We start from the raw sequence: 17,704 nt of genomic DNA, 5'->3' as shown, positions 1-17,704 counted from the left end.
GTATCCGCACGAAGAGTTCATCAATGCACTTGAAAACGAAGGTGAACAGACAGGGACACAAGATGTCGTCGATCGCGTTGACGTTCCTATAAACTAGGATATCAGCATCTTCGGTTGCTTGAGGATGACGGCCGGATCTCGAGCCAGAAGATCGGTAACGCTCGGATGTGGCTACTCACCGACACTGATAGCGATGACGATCCAAACTGTTGTTGAAACATATGCTGAATTACTGATGATGACTCAGTCATTCCACTATCTTCACCCCAGATTTATTTCGTAGGTTGCGGGAGTATACCACGAATCCATGGTAGTGTGTAACAGACGGACGATACTCAGGACAAGCACAGCACTCCTATTCGGGGCAATGGGCTGGTCCACCACTGGCGGTGCCACTACAGCGCAGGATAATACCGACAAAGACGACGAGATTGAACCAGACTTCGAATTTGACGGCACAGGTCAGACGGTCACCACCGAGATCGAGCTGGCTGACGGACCCGCTATTGGCACAATCGAATATGGTGGCAACGGTTCGATAACTGTGAACGCCGTTCCACAGGGCGAGCAAGGCTATGAAGACGTCCTCGTGATGACAGACAACGCATCACCAGGAGTCGGTGGCATGATGGCAGTCGAAGGACCATACGTCTTTGAAATCGTACCGACTTCCTTCGATCTGGACACCGAGTCAAGCAATATGGAGTGGCAATTAGCGATCATACAGCCGGAGGCGGCTGAAAATGAAGCACAAGAACCACCTCTTGAATTTGAGGGAACTGAGAGCACCATCCTTGGCCCAATCATGTTTCAAGGGACTGAGACGGCAACTGTTTCCCATGATGGGGACGGCTGGCTTGATATAGAGGTCTTACCGCAGAATGGTGACTTTGCAACCTCTCTATTCTACGAGTCTGGGACGTTCAGCGGCGAAACGGTAGTGAGAACTGAAGGGATCGGTTGGGTGCCGGTGCAAGCAACTGGTGACTGGACACTTACATTTGCATAGAATAGCGCTGGTGCTGTGATTTTCTTGTCGTAGCTACCAGAGATTATCAGACTAACATGATTATACAGTAACACAGGGGAGAGTTATTTACCACAAATCATGGGAGAGAGTGTCATATGAGAGAAGATGCAATTACGCGGCGGGCCATCTTGGCAGCAATAGGTACCAGCACCATAGGTAGCACCGCTACAGTTAGAACAGCGGCTAACCAAGACCGCGATCCCAGCCAATACGACCGCCCACGCACAATCACACGTAACGGCGTCGAGTTCACGCAGTGGGACTGTTCGCGGATCATCATTAACGGCCCACCGGAGATTGCCCAAATACTTGTTAGCGTCCAATACAACGGAATCTCACAACCCGAAGGAATCGGAGACACGGTCAGTGGAACGCTTGATATCCGTCGGTTCGGGCTGCCGGTCGATATCCGCGTCAACGACCACCTCAATGAGTTCGACCCACTCGAGGGCTCGCTAATCATCGAGGGAGTCAGTATCTACACCTCGATCAATGATCGATCGGTTTCGGGGAACAATCAAGGTCAGATCACCTCCATCGGGTGGCCACTTGATGAGTGGGACTGTTATGAGATTCGGCAGATGACACCCCCGGAGCATATCATTCGTGCCCCGGATGAGATCCCGTACAGCTACGAGGCCAAACCATACTGAGCCGTCAGTGGTTTGATCCCCATCTGAGGGATCTTCGACTGAAGGTAGTTCCACAGCCCGCGTAGCATCGACACGCGATCCTCGCTGGTACTTGACGGCGTTGTTACTTAAAACACAGTTCAGGAATCATACTGCTATCGCTACTGTTTGATTATTTGAGCCGCACAGTGCAATGGTAGTACGACGGCCGAATCAAATCCAAAATCATGGAAGGAGAACATGAGTGGACGTGAGCGTATCCGGCACGTCGTGAGATTATTGGAGAAGCCTACGTCGGTGCAGAAAATCGCAGACCGGGCGGATGTCTCACGCGTAATAGCCAACGATGAACTCCAGCGATTGCAGAGCGATGACTGGATTGAGCCGGAACAAGACCTACTCGTCGGCTGGCATCAGGACGATATGCGACGACCTTGGACCAGTTCATTTGCAAGTCAACAATAGCTCAATGGCCGCTACTTATCAATCAGCGTAATTTATCGACTCACATCCGCTTGATGTCGTCGCGCACAGGCTTGCAGCTCTTCCAGATGAAGTCTCAACTGTTGAGTGGGAAAATAGGCGTCCGGCTAGACTGGACTCATCTGCCTCTGTCACCAAGTGAACCGTCATGGGGGTTAGCCTCAATACACCCGACCTGTTCCACCTGTAGAGATCCCCGCGACTGCTAAAACTCTCCAGTTGCTCGAGTCTGGCGTGTTTTTTCCGACCCCCGAGGGGTGGAGGTCTTCTCGAGTTCAATTCGATTCGACTCGAGAAGCAGTGATCAAACATGGCTACGAGCAGCAGCTCCCGGGAAACGTTCGACGATTCGGACACCCGGCACGATGAGATGCATCGTACGATCGAAGCATGGATCCAGGATCTCGTTGACGAGGTCGATACCGCCGTCTCGAGCGAGCAATTCAAAGAGTGGTTAGACGTCCAGAGCCGCTTCCATGACTACTCGCACCGAAACACGCTATTGATCAAACTCCAGTGTCCCCACGCAACGCGCGTTGCTGGCTACCGAACGTGGCAGAACGAGTTCGATCGGCACGTGAGTGAGGGAGAGACAGCAATCTGGATCTGGGCACCGATCATCGCGAAACGGTGCCCTGAATGCGGAAATTCGCCATCGTACCACGAACGCAGCGACTGTGAGTATAACGACACTGAGCCTGACGAATGGAACAAGGGACTCGTCGGCTTTCGACCAGCACCAGTCTTCGATATCTCGCAAACAGAAGGCGAACCACTTCCAGAACTCGAGATCGAGGCGAACGGCAACGCCAGCGAATTGGTCCCAGCACTCCTCGAGGCGGCGTTCGCACTCGAGGTAGCTGTCGAGGTCGTGTCTCCTCGAGAATGGTCACACGGCAGCGCCAAGGGCGTCTGTCAGTATCGCCTAGAGAAGCAGCCCCTTGTAGAAGTCCGTGATCGTGAAAACGGGGCTGATCTCGCCGTCACACTCGTTCACGAGTACGCGCACGCACTGTTGCACGGTGGCATCGATACCGAAGACGAACGGTCGAAACGTGAACTCGAGGCCGAGGCCGTTGCCTACATCGTCGGTCGGTATTTCGAGCTGGACACGAGTGGGTCGGCGTTTTACCTCGCTGCATGGGAGGGGGACGAACCAGAAACGATCCTCGATCGCCTCGAGCGAATCAGTTCAACCGCCCAAGAGATCATCGACGTCGCCGACGAGGTGATGGCCGATGAATGACGAGTCGCTTCTGCTCGAGATCGTTCATGCGCTCGAAGAGCAGGGACTCGCTCGTGACGAATACCAACTGCAGCGAGTGATCGACGTCGAAGATATGTAATACCGATCATAGTGTCTACCGTTACGGTTAGCCGACAAAATCATCAATATTGATAAGTATCTGAATATTCTTCACCATCTTTGACATCCTCTATACTAGAGAAACGAGGGCGAGTACCCGACACTCGGCCAACCTGTCACCCTTCTTCCATACCTTTACAAGACCGCAGTACCACGATTAGAATATGCAGAAGTCGCTGACCAAAACACTCGTCTTCCAACTCCAACCAGACGAGTCCGGTCAGCAACTTCTGGACGACGCCTTCCTCGAAGCCCGCTGCGTGTACAACGAAACCATCCGCCGAGCAAAGAACGGTGATGACTGGGATGAGATTCGGAAAGACGTGGAGTCTGACGCCAACCTCGTGAACAACACCGCCCAACTCGTCGTACAGAAGTCGCTCGAAGCGATGGAAAACTATTACGAGTCCGACGACTACAACCAACCCAGCCACACCAAAGATAGCGCGTACCCGCTCCGGTCAAACTACGAGGAAGGGTACAACCTGTTCCTCGAAGACGACTGTATCCGTTACCGTATCAGCGCGAAGCCGTACAACCCGGTGAAAGGCACTCTTTGCGGTTCACCCGACGCCCTCGAACAACTCCGATACGCCATCCAATCCGATGCGTGGCGTGTCGGAACGGCAGAAGCAATGAGGCGAAACGGGAATTACGAACTCCACATCAACATCACCCACACGGAGGCCGATGTCCAAGACAAAGAGGATTCACGAATGGTGGTAGGTGTGGATATTAACGAGGACTGCGTTGGGCTCGCTGCCCTCCACGAGGACGACATCGTTGATTCGGTGGTCATCGACTTCCCTCAAATCAAGGAGGAACGCCATCGGTATTTCACGATGCGAAAGCGGATACAAAACAACGGGAAGTCGTCGTTCGACCGGGCGTTCGAGCAACAAGAAGAACGGTTCGTCCACGACCAACTCCACAAAGTCTCTCGACAAGTCGTGGAGTGGGTGTCTCAGTTCGAGAAGCCCATCATCGTCTTTGAAGATCTCAAAGAGATGCGGGACTCGATTGATTATGGCACCCGGATGAACCGTCGCCTCCACTCACTTCCGTTCCGCAAACTTCGAGAGTTCATCACGTACAAAGCCGCGTTCCAAGGGGTTCCGTCCGACGAAATCAACCCGGAATACACGAGTCAGGCGTGTTCACTCACCGAGTGTGAGCAGACAACTCGTGCAAACCGGAACAAGAAGCGATTCAAGTGCGTAGATTGTGGGCGGCAAGACCACGCTGACCGGAACGCGGCTATCAACATCGCCAAGAAGGGATTGGCGAAACTAGAGAGGAATGTGCCTGCTCTCAAGACGCTTCCCAACGTGCGGAAGCTGCGACGGCAGGCATCGGGTTGTGTGAACCAGCCGACCGTGACCCACGACACCGCCAGAGGTCACCACGCCGATGGTGTCGCGGGTGTGTCCGATTAATCCACGGGAAGCCACGGGCCACCGTGCCCGTGGCGGTTCACAGGACAGTGAAGCAAAATCAAGGGGTGTATTTTTCGGATACTCCAATGAAAACACCGCGTTTATGCTGATCCGGCTATATTTCTCATATGGAACTAGCCGTAGGTCATTCCGTAGTGACCCATACAACGTAGACTGTTTGAGAAGCAATCAACGTTGACACCGTCTGTATAACTTCGATATTGGCTGAAGTAGTGGCCGAATTAATGATTTAAACTATGCCAAAAGAACTCGAACGTGACCTCGGACTGTTTGCGGTAGTCGCTATTAGTATCGGCGCGATGATTGGAAGTGGAATCTTCATACTTCCCGGCCTAGCTCTAAAGACGGCGGGACCGGCTGTTATTCTCGCATACCTGCTCGCGGGGGTGCTCGTTTTGCCAGCTGCGCTAAGCAAGGCGGAGATGGCGACAGCGATGCCGGAGGCAGGTGGGACGTACATCTACATCGAACGCGGCATGGGTCCGTTGCTCGGAACGATCGCAGGTGTCGGAACATGGTTTTCACTGTCGTTCAAGGGCGCGTTAGCACTGGTCGGAGGTGTCCCCTATCTGCTCTACCTATTTGACCTGCCGGTGAAACCGGTCGCACTCGCGCTGGCAGCCGTTCTCGTTCTCGTAAATCTCGTCGGTGCAAAACAGACTGGACGCTTGCAGATTGCCATCGTCACGGTAATGCTCGCGGCGATGGTCTGGTTTGTCGTCGGTGGGCTCCCATCAACGACCGGCACCTATTATACCGACTTCTTCAGTAAGGGATCTGACGGTCTCCTCGCTGCTACTGGTCTTGTGTTCGTCTCATACGCGGGCGTGACCAAGATAGCGAGCGTGGCTGAGGAGGTGGAAAACCCGGATCGAAACATTCCACTCGGGATCCTCGGGTCGCTTTCGTTCACGACGCTTCTCTACGTACTCATTGTTGTGGTGATGGTAGGTGTGACCCCGCCCGATCTGTTAAGTGACTCTGCAGTGCCGATGATTCACGCAGCCGAAGCGACACTTGCCTGGCCAGGCGTGATTGCCGTCATCGTCGCTGCAGTCCTCGCATTGATCAGTACAGCCAATGCAGGTATCCTATCGTCGTCTCGGTATCCGTTTGCGATGGCTCGAGACAAGCTTGCACCGCCGTCTCTGACAGAGATTCACGAAAAATGGGGAACGCCTGCACGGGCAATTACGCTCACCGGTGCTGTGATGTTACTGCTCATCGCATTCGTTCCGATCCTCCAGATCGCGAAACTGGCGAGTGCGTTCCAGATTATCGTCTTTGCACTGGTCAATGGCGCAGTTATCGCCTTCCGTGAGGGTAACGTTGGAGACTACGACCCCAGTTTCGAGTCACCGCTCTATCCATGGACGCAGATCCTCGGGATCGCCGGTGGGTTCCTTCTCATTGGGTATATGGGAACAATCCCGCTTGTTGGCGCGGTCGTTATCACAGCAGGGTCGATACTGTGGTATGCGTACTACGCGCGAGACCGGGTCCAGCGCGAGGGCGCTGCCACAGACGTTGTACGGCGGACCGTCGGTCGCAAAGCTGTCGAGCGGACGAAGTCAACCTTTGAGGTAGACGGATACGAGGTACTCGTTGCTCTTACCGAGGGAACGAGCGAGCGACAAGAGCGTACGTTCCTGCGGATCGCTGCTGATATCGCCCGCGAGAACGACGGCAGCGTCACCGTTGTTCAGTTCGATGAAGTGCCCGACCAAGTACCGCTTCGGCAGGCGTCAGAGACACAGTCGCCGGCGGACATCGAGTTCGAGGAGCGGACAGAGCCCCTGACCGAAGAGTTCGATGTATCGGTCCATTACGGCGAAATCGTCAGTCACGACACGAAGCGAGCGATCGCTAACTTTGCCGAACACGAGAGTGCGGATTTCCTCTTGCTCGAACGAAGTGATGATCCACTGTACGCGCCGATATTCGGGACGACTGTCGAGTGGATCACGCGCAAGGCACCATGCGATGTCTTACTGATCGAGGACCGCGACTTGGACCAAATCAACACCGTCACAGTCATTACCGACCGCGGACCGTTTGATCCGCAAAAAATCACTGTTGCAAACGCGTTAGCGAGAGAGGCTGAGAGTAGTATCGACTTGCTGTATCCGCTCGATAGTGCTGCGACTGAAACTCAGCACGAAACAATAGACGAGTATCTCGCAGAACTAGAGTCGCTGTGTTCGGTCCCTGTGAACCGTTCGATTATCGAAACTGACGATCCTGAACGGGATTTCGTATCGATGACTAACACCTCCGATATACTTGTTATTGGTACGGATGGGGGACGAATACGAGGGAATCTGTTTGGACGACCGGCAGATAGGATTATCGACAGCGTCGATTGTACGGCGATCCAAGTTGAGTCGAAGTGGGGAAGCTCCGGTCCTCTCCGTCGAGCAGTCGAACGAATCGTATTCTAACGATTTCTGAAAGATCCGGATTCAATTCAGTACAGAGGTTTTATTCCCCGTCACGGAGACGAGAATACCGATTCATTTCCCCTCTCTGTACATTTGATCGACCGATTTATATTCTGAAGTACCTCGGGGGCAAGCCCCGAGGCTTCACCGTTTTGTTGACGATTGATTCGTTGTACAGGAGGAACGGTTTCTCAACGATTGTCCCTATCGTTCTCGTTGTGATCGGTCGATCGTACCGGTCGAGACCGGGTGCGCCGGATTCGAAGAAGTCGATGGCTTTCAGTTCTTCTTTGGCTTGTACGAACGACTCCGCCGAGAGCAACGCACACTCTCACGGAAGGAAAAAAGCTCGAACAACTACGAGAAGCAGCGAAAGGAAGTAGCCACGGTCAAGCGACACCTTCGTCGGAAGGTGCTTGACTACCAGCACAAACTCACGACGTGGCTCGTCAAAGAGTACGACGCCGTGTTCGTTGAAGACCTCGACGTAGCTGGAATGCTTCAGGGCGACGGGAACGCTCGCAACAAGCAGGATGCAGCGTGGCGACAGTTCATCAACTTGCTCGAATACAAGGCAGAGTTGTACGGCACGCACGTCGTGCAGGTCGAATCTGAGGGGACGACGAAGGAATGTGCAAAGTGTGGTGCGGAGACAGCGAAACCCATCTGGGTGCGGGAACACTCCTGCCCGAGTTGTGGATTTGAGTGTGACCGTGATGCGAATGCGGCGGTGAACGTCCTTCAACGCGGCTTTTCTGAACTAGGGCTGGGATGGCCCGAATCCACGCCTGTGGAGACTGCGCTCCCTACGGACACCACTACGGTGTCTGCAAAGCGCGTCATCGAAGCAGGAAGCCTCGGGGCTTGACCCCGAGGTGATTCACGATGTCACAGTCAATTCGTCTTGGCGGTACGCCTCGAGCGATGCCGTGCCCGCCCCGTACAACACGCCGTTTCCGATAGGCGCTCGAGCCGCCGCATCGACGATCGGTCCGTTTCGGCCGTGTTCGTCGAAAAATTTCTCCGCCAGGATTTGTTCAGTCGTCGTTCGTCGCGCTGGCGGCTCCCTCACCGAGTTCGGCAGGTGCGTCGGCCCACACGCCGGACGTGAGGTCGAGCGCATCGTTCCACTTCGCGACGACGGTGGTCACTGCCAGATCGCCGGCGATATTGTTCATCGTGAAGGCGATCAAGCAGCGGATCGATACCCGCGATCATCCCGATCACCTCGAGTGGCAGCCCGACCTGGGTCAACACCCCGGCCATCATGACCAGACTCGCGCTGGGAACGCCCGCAGTTCCGATGCTCATGAGGAGCGCAGTCAACAAGACCGTGAACTGTTCGAATAGCGAGAGCGAGGCGCCGGCGATGTTCGCCGCGAAGATGGCGACGATGCCGAGGTACATCGCCGTCCCGTCCATGTTGATCGTCGCCCCCAGCGGGAGCGAGAAGCCGTACACGCGCTCTTTGATCCCCAGGTTCTCGTCGGCGTTCGACATCGTGACGTCGCGGTGGACGACCGAATACTGAGCGCCGTGATGAGTGCCTCCTTGATACCACGCAGGAGGGCGACGGGCGACACGCCGACCGTGCCTCGAATGATGATCAGGAGGTAGACCAGCCCGATCTGGAACCGATGGCGAGCGTGAGCGTCGCCGCGAGGGTGAAATACGCCCCGATGGCCTGGATGCCGACTTCTCCGAACAGCGCCGCCATCAGCGTGAACACGCCGAACTGCATAACTCTGTGAGTCACTGTGATCGCCACGTCGTCACCCTATTTAACGGAGCAGTTTGAGACACGAGCAAAATTTCGCTAGGTTAGTTGGTGGTATCGCTCACCAAGAGAGCACGGATCAAGAAGTCCCGCCCAACGCCGATCAGAGTACACCGAACCCGAATTCAGCCATCCCGAAGACTGGCCCCCATAGCAGGTGGAGCGCGATGCCGACAACGACAGCCGGCAGGAAGTTGTAGATCGTGGCGACGATGGCGGCCTTAGCGTCGACGGCCAGTAACGGGAATAAGGCGTCGCCATCCTGGGCAATCGCGTTGGCGGTCAGCGCCGAGAAGGGGAGCCCACCCTCAGCGTAGACGCTCGCCAGCAGAATCTGCGGACCGCAGCCGGGGATTAACCCGACGGCTGCGCCGCCGATCGGTGCGAGAACGCCAGCAGCCGCTGCGACGGAGGCGACGTTCAACCCTGTCAGGAGGACAGCATACTCGTATATCAGGAACGCCACAAGCACCCATACAGTGACGAAACTCGTCTCCATCGCCGCATGGGTGAGCGTGTCGTAGACCGACGAAAACGAGTCACGGGCGCGGGCGATCTGACCCTCACCGACATAGTGGCGCCCGACGGCGTAGAGATACAGCGATAGTACCGCGCCGACGACGCCGATCACCGTGAAGAGACCATCGAAGCCGACCCCGAACGTGAGGGCAACCTCGGGACCGCCGCGCAGTAGGTAGAGCGAGCCGAGGATGAGACCGACGACGGCGGTCCCCCACCACGCGACGTGTGCGAGATGAGAAAGTGGCGTGAGGACTCGAGAGCGGCGGTCCGGCCCTGATTCGTGGGCATGGGTGGGGGCCGGACAGCCGTAGTCGTGGGAAGGATTTGGCCCGATGCCGCTATTGATAACAGTGCCACCGTCAGGCGTCGCGGTGGGCGAGAGTCGTGAGACGGCGTTATCGACGCGGGTGACTCCCAGACCAACAGAATCGACGAGATAGCCCGTGGCCACGGAGGCAGCGAAAGCGATGGCGTAGGCGTAGAGCGCGGCCTCAGGGGCGAGCGCAAGAATGACGAATGCCGAGTCACCGGCGGTCGCACCCAGTGTCGCGACGACGGTTCCGAAGCTGACCGTCCCGCGGACGTACAGCGGCATGACAACGATCGCACCGCCACAGCCAGGAGTTAATCCGAGGAGTCCGCCGAACAGCACTTGGAGCCGCTCGTTGTCTTCGATCGTCGCGAGCAACGCGCCATCGGTCCTGTACTGAATGAGACCGAACGCCAGCACTGTCACTGCGACGAACGTACTAACCTGCACGTAGCCGTCCCGGAGCGACGCGAAGAACACTTCCAGCAGTTCGTTCATGGCTTCTCACTCGCAGTTTGGATACGATAGGACTGAGGATTAGCCATATCTAAAAATATATTTACGGTAGTGGAGCAAATACTTTTTGGTGGTCACTGCTTGCAGCTGGTGACGAGGACTCATTGGCGAGTGAACAGCGGTGACCGAATCGACTGGACGAAAATGTACGGAAAGGCGGCTCTGGCTTTATGAGTATCCTGTTTAAGCCCCTAGTCGGTGAACGAGTGCGCTGGGATTGAAGGAGACTACGAAACGCTTGACGAGCACATGGACGTTACGCTCGCCAACCCGAGCAAAACACGTGTAATCGCCGACGCGAAGGTCAAAACCGATCGCGTCGATTCGAAGGTGCTTGCACATCTTCTGCGTGCAAACCTCGTCGCTGAAAGCTATGTGCCGCCCAAGGACGTGCGCGAACGACGTGACCTCGTTCGCGCATGCAAGGCACTCGTCGAAGATCGAACTCGGGAGAAAAACCGTGTCCGAGCAGTTCTCAAGAGAACTGGTAACCAATACAGCCGCGAACTATTCGGCCCAACCGGGCGTGAGTTCCGCGCGGAACTCACGCTCTCTGAGGTCGATCGAGCGGTTCTTGATGCCCATCTTGCGGTTTTACAGAACATCGAGGAGAATGCCCACGACTTCAGTCGTGTGGAGGATATCAAATCGTCGAACTGCTATTGTAAAATCTATTTGGTAAACCAGTCGAGTGGACCGTCAAGATGAGAGAAACAACGATCATCTTCGAGGTTGACGACGACGTGGTCGATTGTCGTGTCATCTCGAGGGTTGATCCGCCGACTCCTCGCGTTCCACCTCACCCGATACGTTCGACTCGCTGTCCGACGTCGCATCAAATAGGTCTGTGACGCCGTCCGCAAGGTTCAATATATCGCGGACGAACGGCCCAGGGTCGTCGAGCGTCAGGTAATCGAAATTCGGCTGATCGTAACACGACTTGGCCACCTCCCACGCTCGCGTTCGGAACGCGGGCGGATTGATGTACGGATTCGTTCCCCGCAGGACGCTGTGGAGATGGACCAGCTCGCCCCGCAAAAGGTGGGTCATAACCCCCACCTCGTACTCTTCGTCGATCAGAATGGGCTCACCAGTAGCCATCCTCCAGAGGTAGTACGGGAAATCAAGGCCAGCCCGGACAGCACATGATAGCGACACCCAGAACCGAGGATTTATTTCGAGAAGTACGAATTCGCCAGACTCGTCGTCGCGCATGAATTGAACGGCAGCGGGGCCGTGCCAGTCAAGCTGATCAAGAAGTATCTGGCCCGCTTCACGGAGCTCAGGCATCTCGACTGTCTCTCGGCAGACACTCGTCCCGCCCTCGTACTGATATGCGCGGACTTGACCCTTCAGACAAGTCGCAACTTGATCGCCGTGGTCGTAGAGTGCCCAGACAGCATACTCTTCGCCCGGGACGTACTCCTGCACGATGGGGTCATGGCCCATCTCAGCCTGGACGCGCTCGCGGTCAGGTTCGCTACCGGATTCGAGATACATAGTGGTCCCGGCGAAGCCGTACTCCTGTTCGGAATAGGAATCGACGTACTCGCTTGCGAGGATAGCGTACCGACCTTTCACGATCTGTTTTTGGTCCCAGTTCTCGACTTCGCTGAGAAGCCTGGTTTTAGGGACTCTAACCCCAGCGTCCGCCGCGGCCTCAACGAGCCGAACCCGATCCTGGGCAGTCTGCAGTGTTTCCATCGACGGCCACGTCGGTGTGATGTGCTCGGCGAACTCGTCGCGGTACTTGGAGAGGACGTAGACGTCGATCTCACGTAGGGTGACGATAGCCTGTACGTCGTCACGTCGAGCGAGTGACAGAAGCCCATCTTTGTATGCCACCACGTCATCAGTGAACGACGGAACGTGGACCGTCTCGTCAACGTACCGTGACCAGTACGCTGGTGGCGACCCCTTCTCTGAGACGGCTATGGTGGTGATGCCACGCTTACCCAGAGACCGAAGGCAGCAGACGGAACTCGCGGAATTAATAGCCGGAACGACCACCGAATTCCCGTCCATAGGCTGAGCCATATCCCGAGGACACCCCGTCAAGCTAAAGATATGCAGCGCGTATCGCAGTACTTTCTCAGGATAGGAACGGTATACAGTCAAGTAAACTACCCTACCCTACTCCCTTGGCGCTACGCGCCTCGGTCCTTGAGGTAGGGCTTTGATGTGGACTTCCGGTAATCAGTCATCGGCAATAGGCTGGTGACTCTTGCCGTTCAACGCCCCACCATTTATACGCACGTTTACTGGTGCGTCTCCGGAGTCTGCGTCCAGTTTGGACGGGGATAGGAGTACCGGCTGGTTGGCGCAGCCCGGAGTCTACCTTCATGACTTGCCCCACGGATTCTCACCGAGGGAACAAGTGGTGGACTGCAAACCCTAATATCCCAACGCTCGGGATTCCCGCGTTAACGAGACCATTGGTCTCGTTCGCACACCAAAACGCTACGCGTTCTGGGGACGTCTTCAGGCGCGAGAGGATGTCAATACCTCGCCCAGATCGCAATGTCACAAAAATATAGGTAGCTAGTGGAAAACTATATTTGTGGCAGTATCGTAGAGAGGATGAACCAATGACTGGATACGAGCACTGGGATGGGAATGTCAACGAGGCTGTTACGGAGGAGTGGGTAGCCGAGACAACCCCTTTCGACCGAGTCAAGGAAGTCCTGCTCACGACGACATCGTTTCAATATGCAGGCGCGATTGCCGAGCGAGCTCACGTGAGCGAACCAAGCGCACGAAAGCACCTGAAAACACTCGCTGATTCCAGTCTAGCCGAAATCGATGACACGGGTCAGGGGACGAGATACAAGCGTTCTCGCGAGACCGTCGCGATGAGTCGGATCCAGGAATTGCACTCAGAGCTGACCAAAGAAGAGCTCATCGAGGGAATTCGCGACATGAAAGAGAGGATCAGCACCTACCAGGAAAAGTACGGTGCAACGGACCCGGACGATCTCGCACTCGAACTCGAAGCCGATAACGGCGAAGGATGGGCGGCGATCTCGAGATGGCGAGGATTAAAAGAGAATCTGAAAGTCGCTCAGGCGGCACTTTCGCTGTACGACTTCGATCCGGATAGCGAACGCGGTAGTGATGCAAGTCAGTTCAACTCGTCTCGAGGAGCGTTAGCCGGTGAGTCTGAAAATCTCTCGGCGTAATATATGCCCAGCGACGACTCAGCCGGTATTTCACCAGAAGAGCAGTCAGCCGATCTCGGATCACCCGACGTTACGACGATGCGGCTCATCCGAGATTTGTTCAGTCAGGACGAACCCCTCGTCGAAGCAGTGCAGTTCGATAGCGTCCTCAATCCTCACGAAGTGCAGATTCAGTTCACTGATGGAACCGGTGACGCGGAGTGGTGTCGCCTGGACGTTACGTGGTACACGTCCGGAGCGTACCGGTTCCACTACGTTGACAAACACGGTGTGAACTGGAGATTCGACAACCATCCGACCCCCCACTCTCCAGAGAAGCACTTTCACCAGCCACCGAACGCACTCGCTGATACGGCAGAACAATCCTGCCTCCAGGTCGAAGAACCACGGCTAGTCACCCGAGCGGTACTGAAACTTTGGCGGCGAGCGTACGAAACTGGTGATCTGTCACACCTCAATACGGCGTCAAACCCTTCTTGACAAAGCGAGAGATACAGTCTTCACTGGCAGACATCGGTCAAGATTTGACCGGTGACCGCTTGCTCGGTTTTTTGTGGTGCCACAGGGGTGGACACCATGACAGAACATCCGACGTTAGCAGAGTTCGCCACGAACGAAACGACTGAATCGAGGCAGACCCGTCAACCATCGACTGACGAAACCGTGACGATGACGGCTGACGAGCAAGTTGCAACGTATCTCATTGAAGATCAGATGGCGGATCTCACAGACGCGATCCGTGAAGCGGTCCAAAATGGAATCGACAGTCCTGGATCAACTCGGGTTCTGGTCAGCATCTCACCTGAACGATCGCTCATCCTCGATGATGGCGCTGGTGTCGATCTCGAGTCGGCCGAGGGCCGACGCAACCTGTCGGTGCTTGGTGCGGGAAGCAAGCAGCGCTCTGACGACGAGACAATCGGAGAGTGGGGCATCGGCAAGGGTGCGATCATCGCGAAGGGCGCGGTTCGAATCTGGAGTCACGACACCGCACTGTGTTTTGACTATCGCAATCGACGCGATTCCGGACCGTGGGCAGATATCAGCGGTCGCGATGGCCAGTTCGTGGACGCTGAGCATCATCTCGAAGGGATGCTCGTCGAGATCGATCACTACGAAGACGAAGTGCCAGATCCGGACAGTTACCGCTGGCGGCGCTACGTTCGCGATCTTCGCAAACGCTTCGCATACGTCCAATCCCGAACGGGCGTCTCGGTCATGATCAATGGCGAGTCAGTCGATAAGGGCGATCCACTCGAGGCGGTGGCCGACTCACCACACCCGTCGCTTACTCGCGAAACTGAGGATGCAATCCTCGCACTCGAGTACACACCCCACGACGGGCTCGACATATACAGCAACGGACTGTACGTGACGACAAAGCGCGAGTACGGACTCGGCGGGATCGTCGTCTCGAAAGGGAACTTGACGCTGAACTTTGCGCGTAACGACATCCAGTCCGGCTGTGACCGCTGGCAGCGGATCGACAACGCACTCGAGCAGGCTCGTGACGACCTGTATGCGGATGTCTCGGACGATCGGCTGACTGCCGAGAGTCGGGAAGTAATGATCGAGGCGATGGCATCCGACAGCAGTGATGCATCAGACGAGCAGTGGGCCAATCGCAAGCTGTTCCAGTTAGCAACCGAATCCCGCATCAGTCTCGAGGAGATCCAGGCAGCCCCGAGGATTGGGTGGATCGATGGTGCCCAGAAAGGTGCGGACAAACTCGTCGAGCGTGGCTACGTCGTCCTCGATACAAGTGATTCAGCGACGCAGCGGCTCCGCGATCTCGCCACAGACGAGGACACATCGATAGCGGTGCCGGAAGCGTTCGATGTTGGCGAGCAAGCAGAGTCAGAAGGTGTGTGGACGGGCTATCATCGCATCGAGGATGAATCGCAGTTGAACGCTGACCAGCAGCGGTATCTTCGCTTCGCTCGAGTGTTAGCAAAAGAGCTTGAAATTGAGCGAGATGTGTACTACGGCGAGGCGAGTGCCGATGCCTGGACCGATGGCAGGACGTACATCGTGATCACCGACTCAGCTGTAACGAGTCGCCAGCGTGCCGTCTGGATGCACGACCTGTATCTCGTGATGTTGCATGAAGCAGCCCACGAGACCTCGAGTCGTGATCGGCCTTCTCATGGGCACCACTTCGAAAACACGTTTCGGTCGCTCGTTGAGGATCCAGGGAATCGAAGTTCGTTCGCGGAGCTTGTCCAGCAGGTCATCGACGAGGGATTTGCGTCCGTGTTCGAAGAGTACGGGGTGGGGCTCTAGCAGAACGTAGTCATCGCTTTTGGCCACGTTCGGTAATCGGGAGGTGAGATGTCGAACCGACTCGAGGAGAGTGCAGTGGCTCGAGATCGGCATAGTGCGCTGATGTCAACTACCCCGCCCTGAGCGCCTTTGGTGCTCTAAGGACGGGATAGTTGACCCAAGTATATAGACCATGGGAACTGCTATCTTAGTGTGAAAGCCGCGTCGGTTTCCGTCCATCTATCTAAGCAATATGTATGGGGACCTGTGAGCATGACTTAGGACCGATAACGATCGCTGGTTGGCCGACTGAGACGGTCGCCATCAGGTCGGGAAATATACCGACGCATTGCTGTGAGGAGTAGAATATGCCAGTTCTACAATCACTTATTGAGAACGAACGGGTAAACGCGGCACTCGCCTGGCTGATCGTATGTTCGATCATCGTCGCTTCCATCGCGACCGTTTGGCAGGGCTCGTTTCTCTGGGCAACCCTCGCATTGGCGATCGTGGCCCTCGCGTTTGTCCCACCGATCGTTCGACGGGACGCATTGGTGATGCCTCCGTGGGAAGTACTGGCAGTGGCCGCCATCCCAATCTGGGTTCGACTGTACGGAACTCTCCCAATCGCTGGCTTCCTCACCGTCGCCGCGACCGCGCTACTCGTCACCGTTGAGCTCGACGCCTTCACAACGATCGAAATGTCCGCACGATTTGCCGTCGCATTCGTCGTTCTCGCGACGATGGCCGTTGCCGGTCTCTGGGTGATCGCTCAATGGGTCTCCGATATCGCTTTTGCAACATCATTTCTCACGACAAAGGGAGAACTAATGTGGGACCTCATCTATGCCACCGCGTTCGGCGGACTCGCGGCTGTCCTCTTCGTGGTCTACTTTTACCGGCATGATACCGCCAGCGTCGGTCATCGTAGCCAGTCGGGTGATCCGTCATGACGACTGACAGCGATGTCAACACCGTGCTGGGCCTCTCTGAGCGCCGGTGCTGGCACGCCGTCCGACTGATCCAGGGCCTGTTACTGATCATCGTCGGCTATGCACTTGTCACGGTCAATCTCGGACTGGTTGTGAACGCTGCCATCCCGCTGGCCCTTACATTCCTGCCCGCCCTCGTACGCCGCGAGTTCACTCACGAGATGGGTGCCGGTCTTGCACTCTGGATCGCATTGGCTGCGTTTCTCCACGCGGCCGGCGCACTCGGCCCCTACGAGATGTTCGGCTGGTACGATTCGGTGACGCACACCGTCTCGGCGACACTCGTTGCCGGCGTCGGATACGCCATCGTTGATGCACTCGATCAGTCCGCCGAGTCAGTCACAGTTCCCGGCGAATTCCGCTTCGTGTTCATCCTCATCTTTGTCCTCGCGTTCGGCGTCCTCTGGGAGATTATGGAATTCGCCTCCGCCGGCGTGGCAAGCGTCGTTGGCGGTGAACCGGTGCTAGCCCAGTACGGAACGAGCGACATCGTCTTCGACCTCCTGTACAACGCGGTCGGCGCGCTGCTCGTCGCCCTATGGGGAACCGGCTACTTCGACGGCGTCGCGGGACTTGTCAGTCGACGGTTCAGCCGAACCAGTGATTCATCGTGAGCAATTATCTTTCTTCGAGGAGAGAATCCCGCCGTTTACGGCGGGCGTGAATCCGACAACGCTGACACAATCAACGTTCGGCAGCAATACGGATATTTAAGTAACTTCGCACTGTAGCATGAC

At 56.1% G+C, this 17,704-nt stretch carries 13 protein-coding genes and 2 pseudogenes; 12 read left to right on the top strand and 3 right to left on the bottom strand.

Annotated features, from left to right (window positions below):
* Positions 1 to 307: 307 nt before the first annotated feature.
* The 7 genes and pseudogenes from GCU68_RS17265 (at position 308) to GCU68_RS17235 (ending at position 8,277) form a co-directional block, all read left to right on the top strand.
* Positions 308 to 1,009, top strand: a complete 702-nt coding sequence (locus GCU68_RS17265; protein ID WP_152943849.1) for a hypothetical protein — start codon at positions 308 to 310, stop codon at positions 1,007 to 1,009.
* A gap of 116 nt (positions 1,010 to 1,125) precedes the next feature.
* A complete protein-coding gene (locus GCU68_RS21720) occupies positions 1,126 to 1,683 on the top strand; it encodes a hypothetical protein (RefSeq protein WP_227015034.1) in 558 nt (185 codons plus the stop codon).
* A gap of 219 nt (positions 1,684 to 1,902) precedes the next feature.
* A pseudogene (locus GCU68_RS21715) lies at positions 1,903 to 2,287 on the top strand (DUF7342 family protein).
* Positions 2,288 to 2,455: 168 nt separating this feature from the next.
* Positions 2,456 to 3,391 carry an ArdC-like ssDNA-binding domain-containing protein gene (locus GCU68_RS17250; RefSeq protein ID WP_152943848.1) on the top strand — a complete coding sequence of 312 codons (936 nt, stop codon included), beginning with the start codon at positions 2,456 to 2,458 and terminating at the stop codon, positions 3,389 to 3,391.
* 284 nt (positions 3,392 to 3,675) lie between these two features.
* Complete coding sequence (locus GCU68_RS17245; protein ID WP_152943847.1) at positions 3,676 to 4,947, top strand: RNA-guided endonuclease InsQ/TnpB family protein; 1,272 nt, start codon at positions 3,676 to 3,678, stop codon at positions 4,945 to 4,947.
* A 257-nt stretch (positions 4,948 to 5,204) separates the two neighbouring features.
* Positions 5,205 to 7,409, top strand: a complete 2,205-nt coding sequence (locus tag GCU68_RS17240) for an amino acid permease (RefSeq protein WP_152943846.1) — start codon at positions 5,205 to 5,207, stop codon at positions 7,407 to 7,409.
* Positions 7,410 to 7,638: 229 nt separating this feature from the next.
* Complete coding sequence (locus GCU68_RS17235) at positions 7,639 to 8,277, top strand: RNA-guided endonuclease InsQ/TnpB family protein (protein WP_264373494.1); 639 nt, start codon at positions 7,639 to 7,641, stop codon at positions 8,275 to 8,277.
* Positions 8,278 to 8,446: 169 nt separating this feature from the next.
* Here the strand turns inward: GCU68_RS17235 and GCU68_RS17230 are convergent.
* Together GCU68_RS17230 and GCU68_RS17220 are read right to left on the bottom strand one after the other, a co-directional pair.
* Positions 8,447 to 9,153, bottom strand: a pseudogene (locus tag GCU68_RS17230) (dicarboxylate/amino acid:cation symporter); the annotation flags it as partial.
* Between the two features lie 136 nt (positions 9,154 to 9,289).
* Entirely contained in the window at positions 9,290 to 10,516 is a 1,227-nt protein-coding gene (locus GCU68_RS17220; protein ID WP_152943844.1) for a putative manganese transporter, read from the bottom strand.
* Positions 10,517 to 10,732: 216 nt separating this feature from the next.
* On the opposite strand from GCU68_RS17220, the gene GCU68_RS17215 reads away from it, so the two are divergent.
* Positions 10,733 to 11,242: an IS110 family transposase gene (locus tag GCU68_RS17215; protein ID WP_227015032.1), complete on the top strand. Its 510-nt coding sequence runs from the start codon at positions 10,733 to 10,735 to the stop codon at positions 11,240 to 11,242.
* Between the two features lie 51 nt (positions 11,243 to 11,293).
* Here the strand turns inward: GCU68_RS17215 and GCU68_RS17210 are convergent, their stop codons facing one another.
* Positions 11,294 to 12,571, bottom strand: a complete 1,278-nt coding sequence (locus tag GCU68_RS17210) for a carboxylate--amine ligase (RefSeq protein WP_227015030.1) — start codon at positions 12,569 to 12,571, stop codon at positions 11,294 to 11,296.
* Between the two features lie 551 nt (positions 12,572 to 13,122).
* On the opposite strand from GCU68_RS17210, the gene GCU68_RS17200 reads away from it, so the two are divergent.
* The 4 genes from GCU68_RS17200 to GCU68_RS17185 all read left to right on the top strand — a co-directional run bounded on the left by GCU68_RS17200 (position 13,123) and on the right by GCU68_RS17185 (position 17,581).
* On the top strand, positions 13,123 to 13,713 hold the full coding sequence (locus GCU68_RS17200; RefSeq protein WP_152943841.1) for a DUF7342 family protein: 591 nt from the start codon (positions 13,123 to 13,125) through the stop codon (positions 13,711 to 13,713).
* 576 nt (positions 13,714 to 14,289) lie between these two features.
* Positions 14,290 to 15,996: an ATP-binding protein gene (locus tag GCU68_RS17195; RefSeq protein ID WP_152943840.1), complete on the top strand. Its 1,707-nt coding sequence runs from the start codon at positions 14,290 to 14,292 to the stop codon at positions 15,994 to 15,996.
* A gap of 347 nt (positions 15,997 to 16,343) precedes the next feature.
* Positions 16,344 to 16,928, top strand: a complete 585-nt coding sequence (locus tag GCU68_RS17190; protein ID WP_152943839.1) for a hypothetical protein — start codon at positions 16,344 to 16,346, stop codon at positions 16,926 to 16,928.
* A complete protein-coding gene (locus GCU68_RS17185) occupies positions 16,925 to 17,581 on the top strand; it encodes a hypothetical protein (RefSeq protein ID WP_152943838.1) in 657 nt (218 codons plus the stop codon). The genes GCU68_RS17190 and GCU68_RS17185 overlap by 4 nt, the downstream gene beginning before the upstream one ends.
* The last annotated feature ends 123 nt before the right edge of the window (positions 17,582 to 17,704 follow it).

The sequence above is a fragment of the Natronorubrum aibiense genome (genome assembly GCF_009392895.1).
Lineage (GTDB): Archaea > Halobacteriota > Halobacteria > Halobacteriales > Natrialbaceae > Natronorubrum > Natronorubrum aibiense.
Note: the sequence above shows the minus strand (reverse complement) of the source record. Positions and strands in the feature narration are given on the sequence as shown.

Coding starts and splice junctions, on each gene's coding strand:
- GCU68_RS17265 (WP_152943849.1), top strand. CDS start 308: ATGGTAGTGTGTAACAGACGGACGATACTCAGGACAAGCACAGCACTC.
- GCU68_RS21720 (WP_227015034.1), top strand. CDS start 1,126: ATGAGAGAAGATGCAATTACGCGGCGGGCCATCTTGGCAGCAATAGGT.
- GCU68_RS17250 (WP_152943848.1), top strand. CDS start 2,456: ATGGCTACGAGCAGCAGCTCCCGGGAAACGTTCGACGATTCGGACACC.
- GCU68_RS17245 (WP_152943847.1), top strand. CDS start 3,676: ATGCAGAAGTCGCTGACCAAAACACTCGTCTTCCAACTCCAACCAGAC.
- GCU68_RS17240 (WP_152943846.1), top strand. CDS start 5,205: ATGCCAAAAGAACTCGAACGTGACCTCGGACTGTTTGCGGTAGTCGCT.
- GCU68_RS17220 (WP_152943844.1), bottom strand. CDS start 10,516: ATGAACGAACTGCTGGAAGTGTTCTTCGCGTCGCTCCGGGACGGCTAC.
- GCU68_RS17210 (WP_227015030.1), bottom strand. CDS start 12,571: ATGGCTCAGCCTATGGACGGGAATTCGGTGGTCGTTCCGGCTATTAAT.
- GCU68_RS17200 (WP_152943841.1), top strand. CDS start 13,123: ATGACTGGATACGAGCACTGGGATGGGAATGTCAACGAGGCTGTTACG.
- GCU68_RS17195 (WP_152943840.1), top strand. CDS start 14,290: ATGACAGAACATCCGACGTTAGCAGAGTTCGCCACGAACGAAACGACT.
- GCU68_RS17190 (WP_152943839.1), top strand. CDS start 16,344: ATGCCAGTTCTACAATCACTTATTGAGAACGAACGGGTAAACGCGGCA.
- GCU68_RS17185 (WP_152943838.1), top strand. CDS start 16,925: ATGACGACTGACAGCGATGTCAACACCGTGCTGGGCCTCTCTGAGCGC.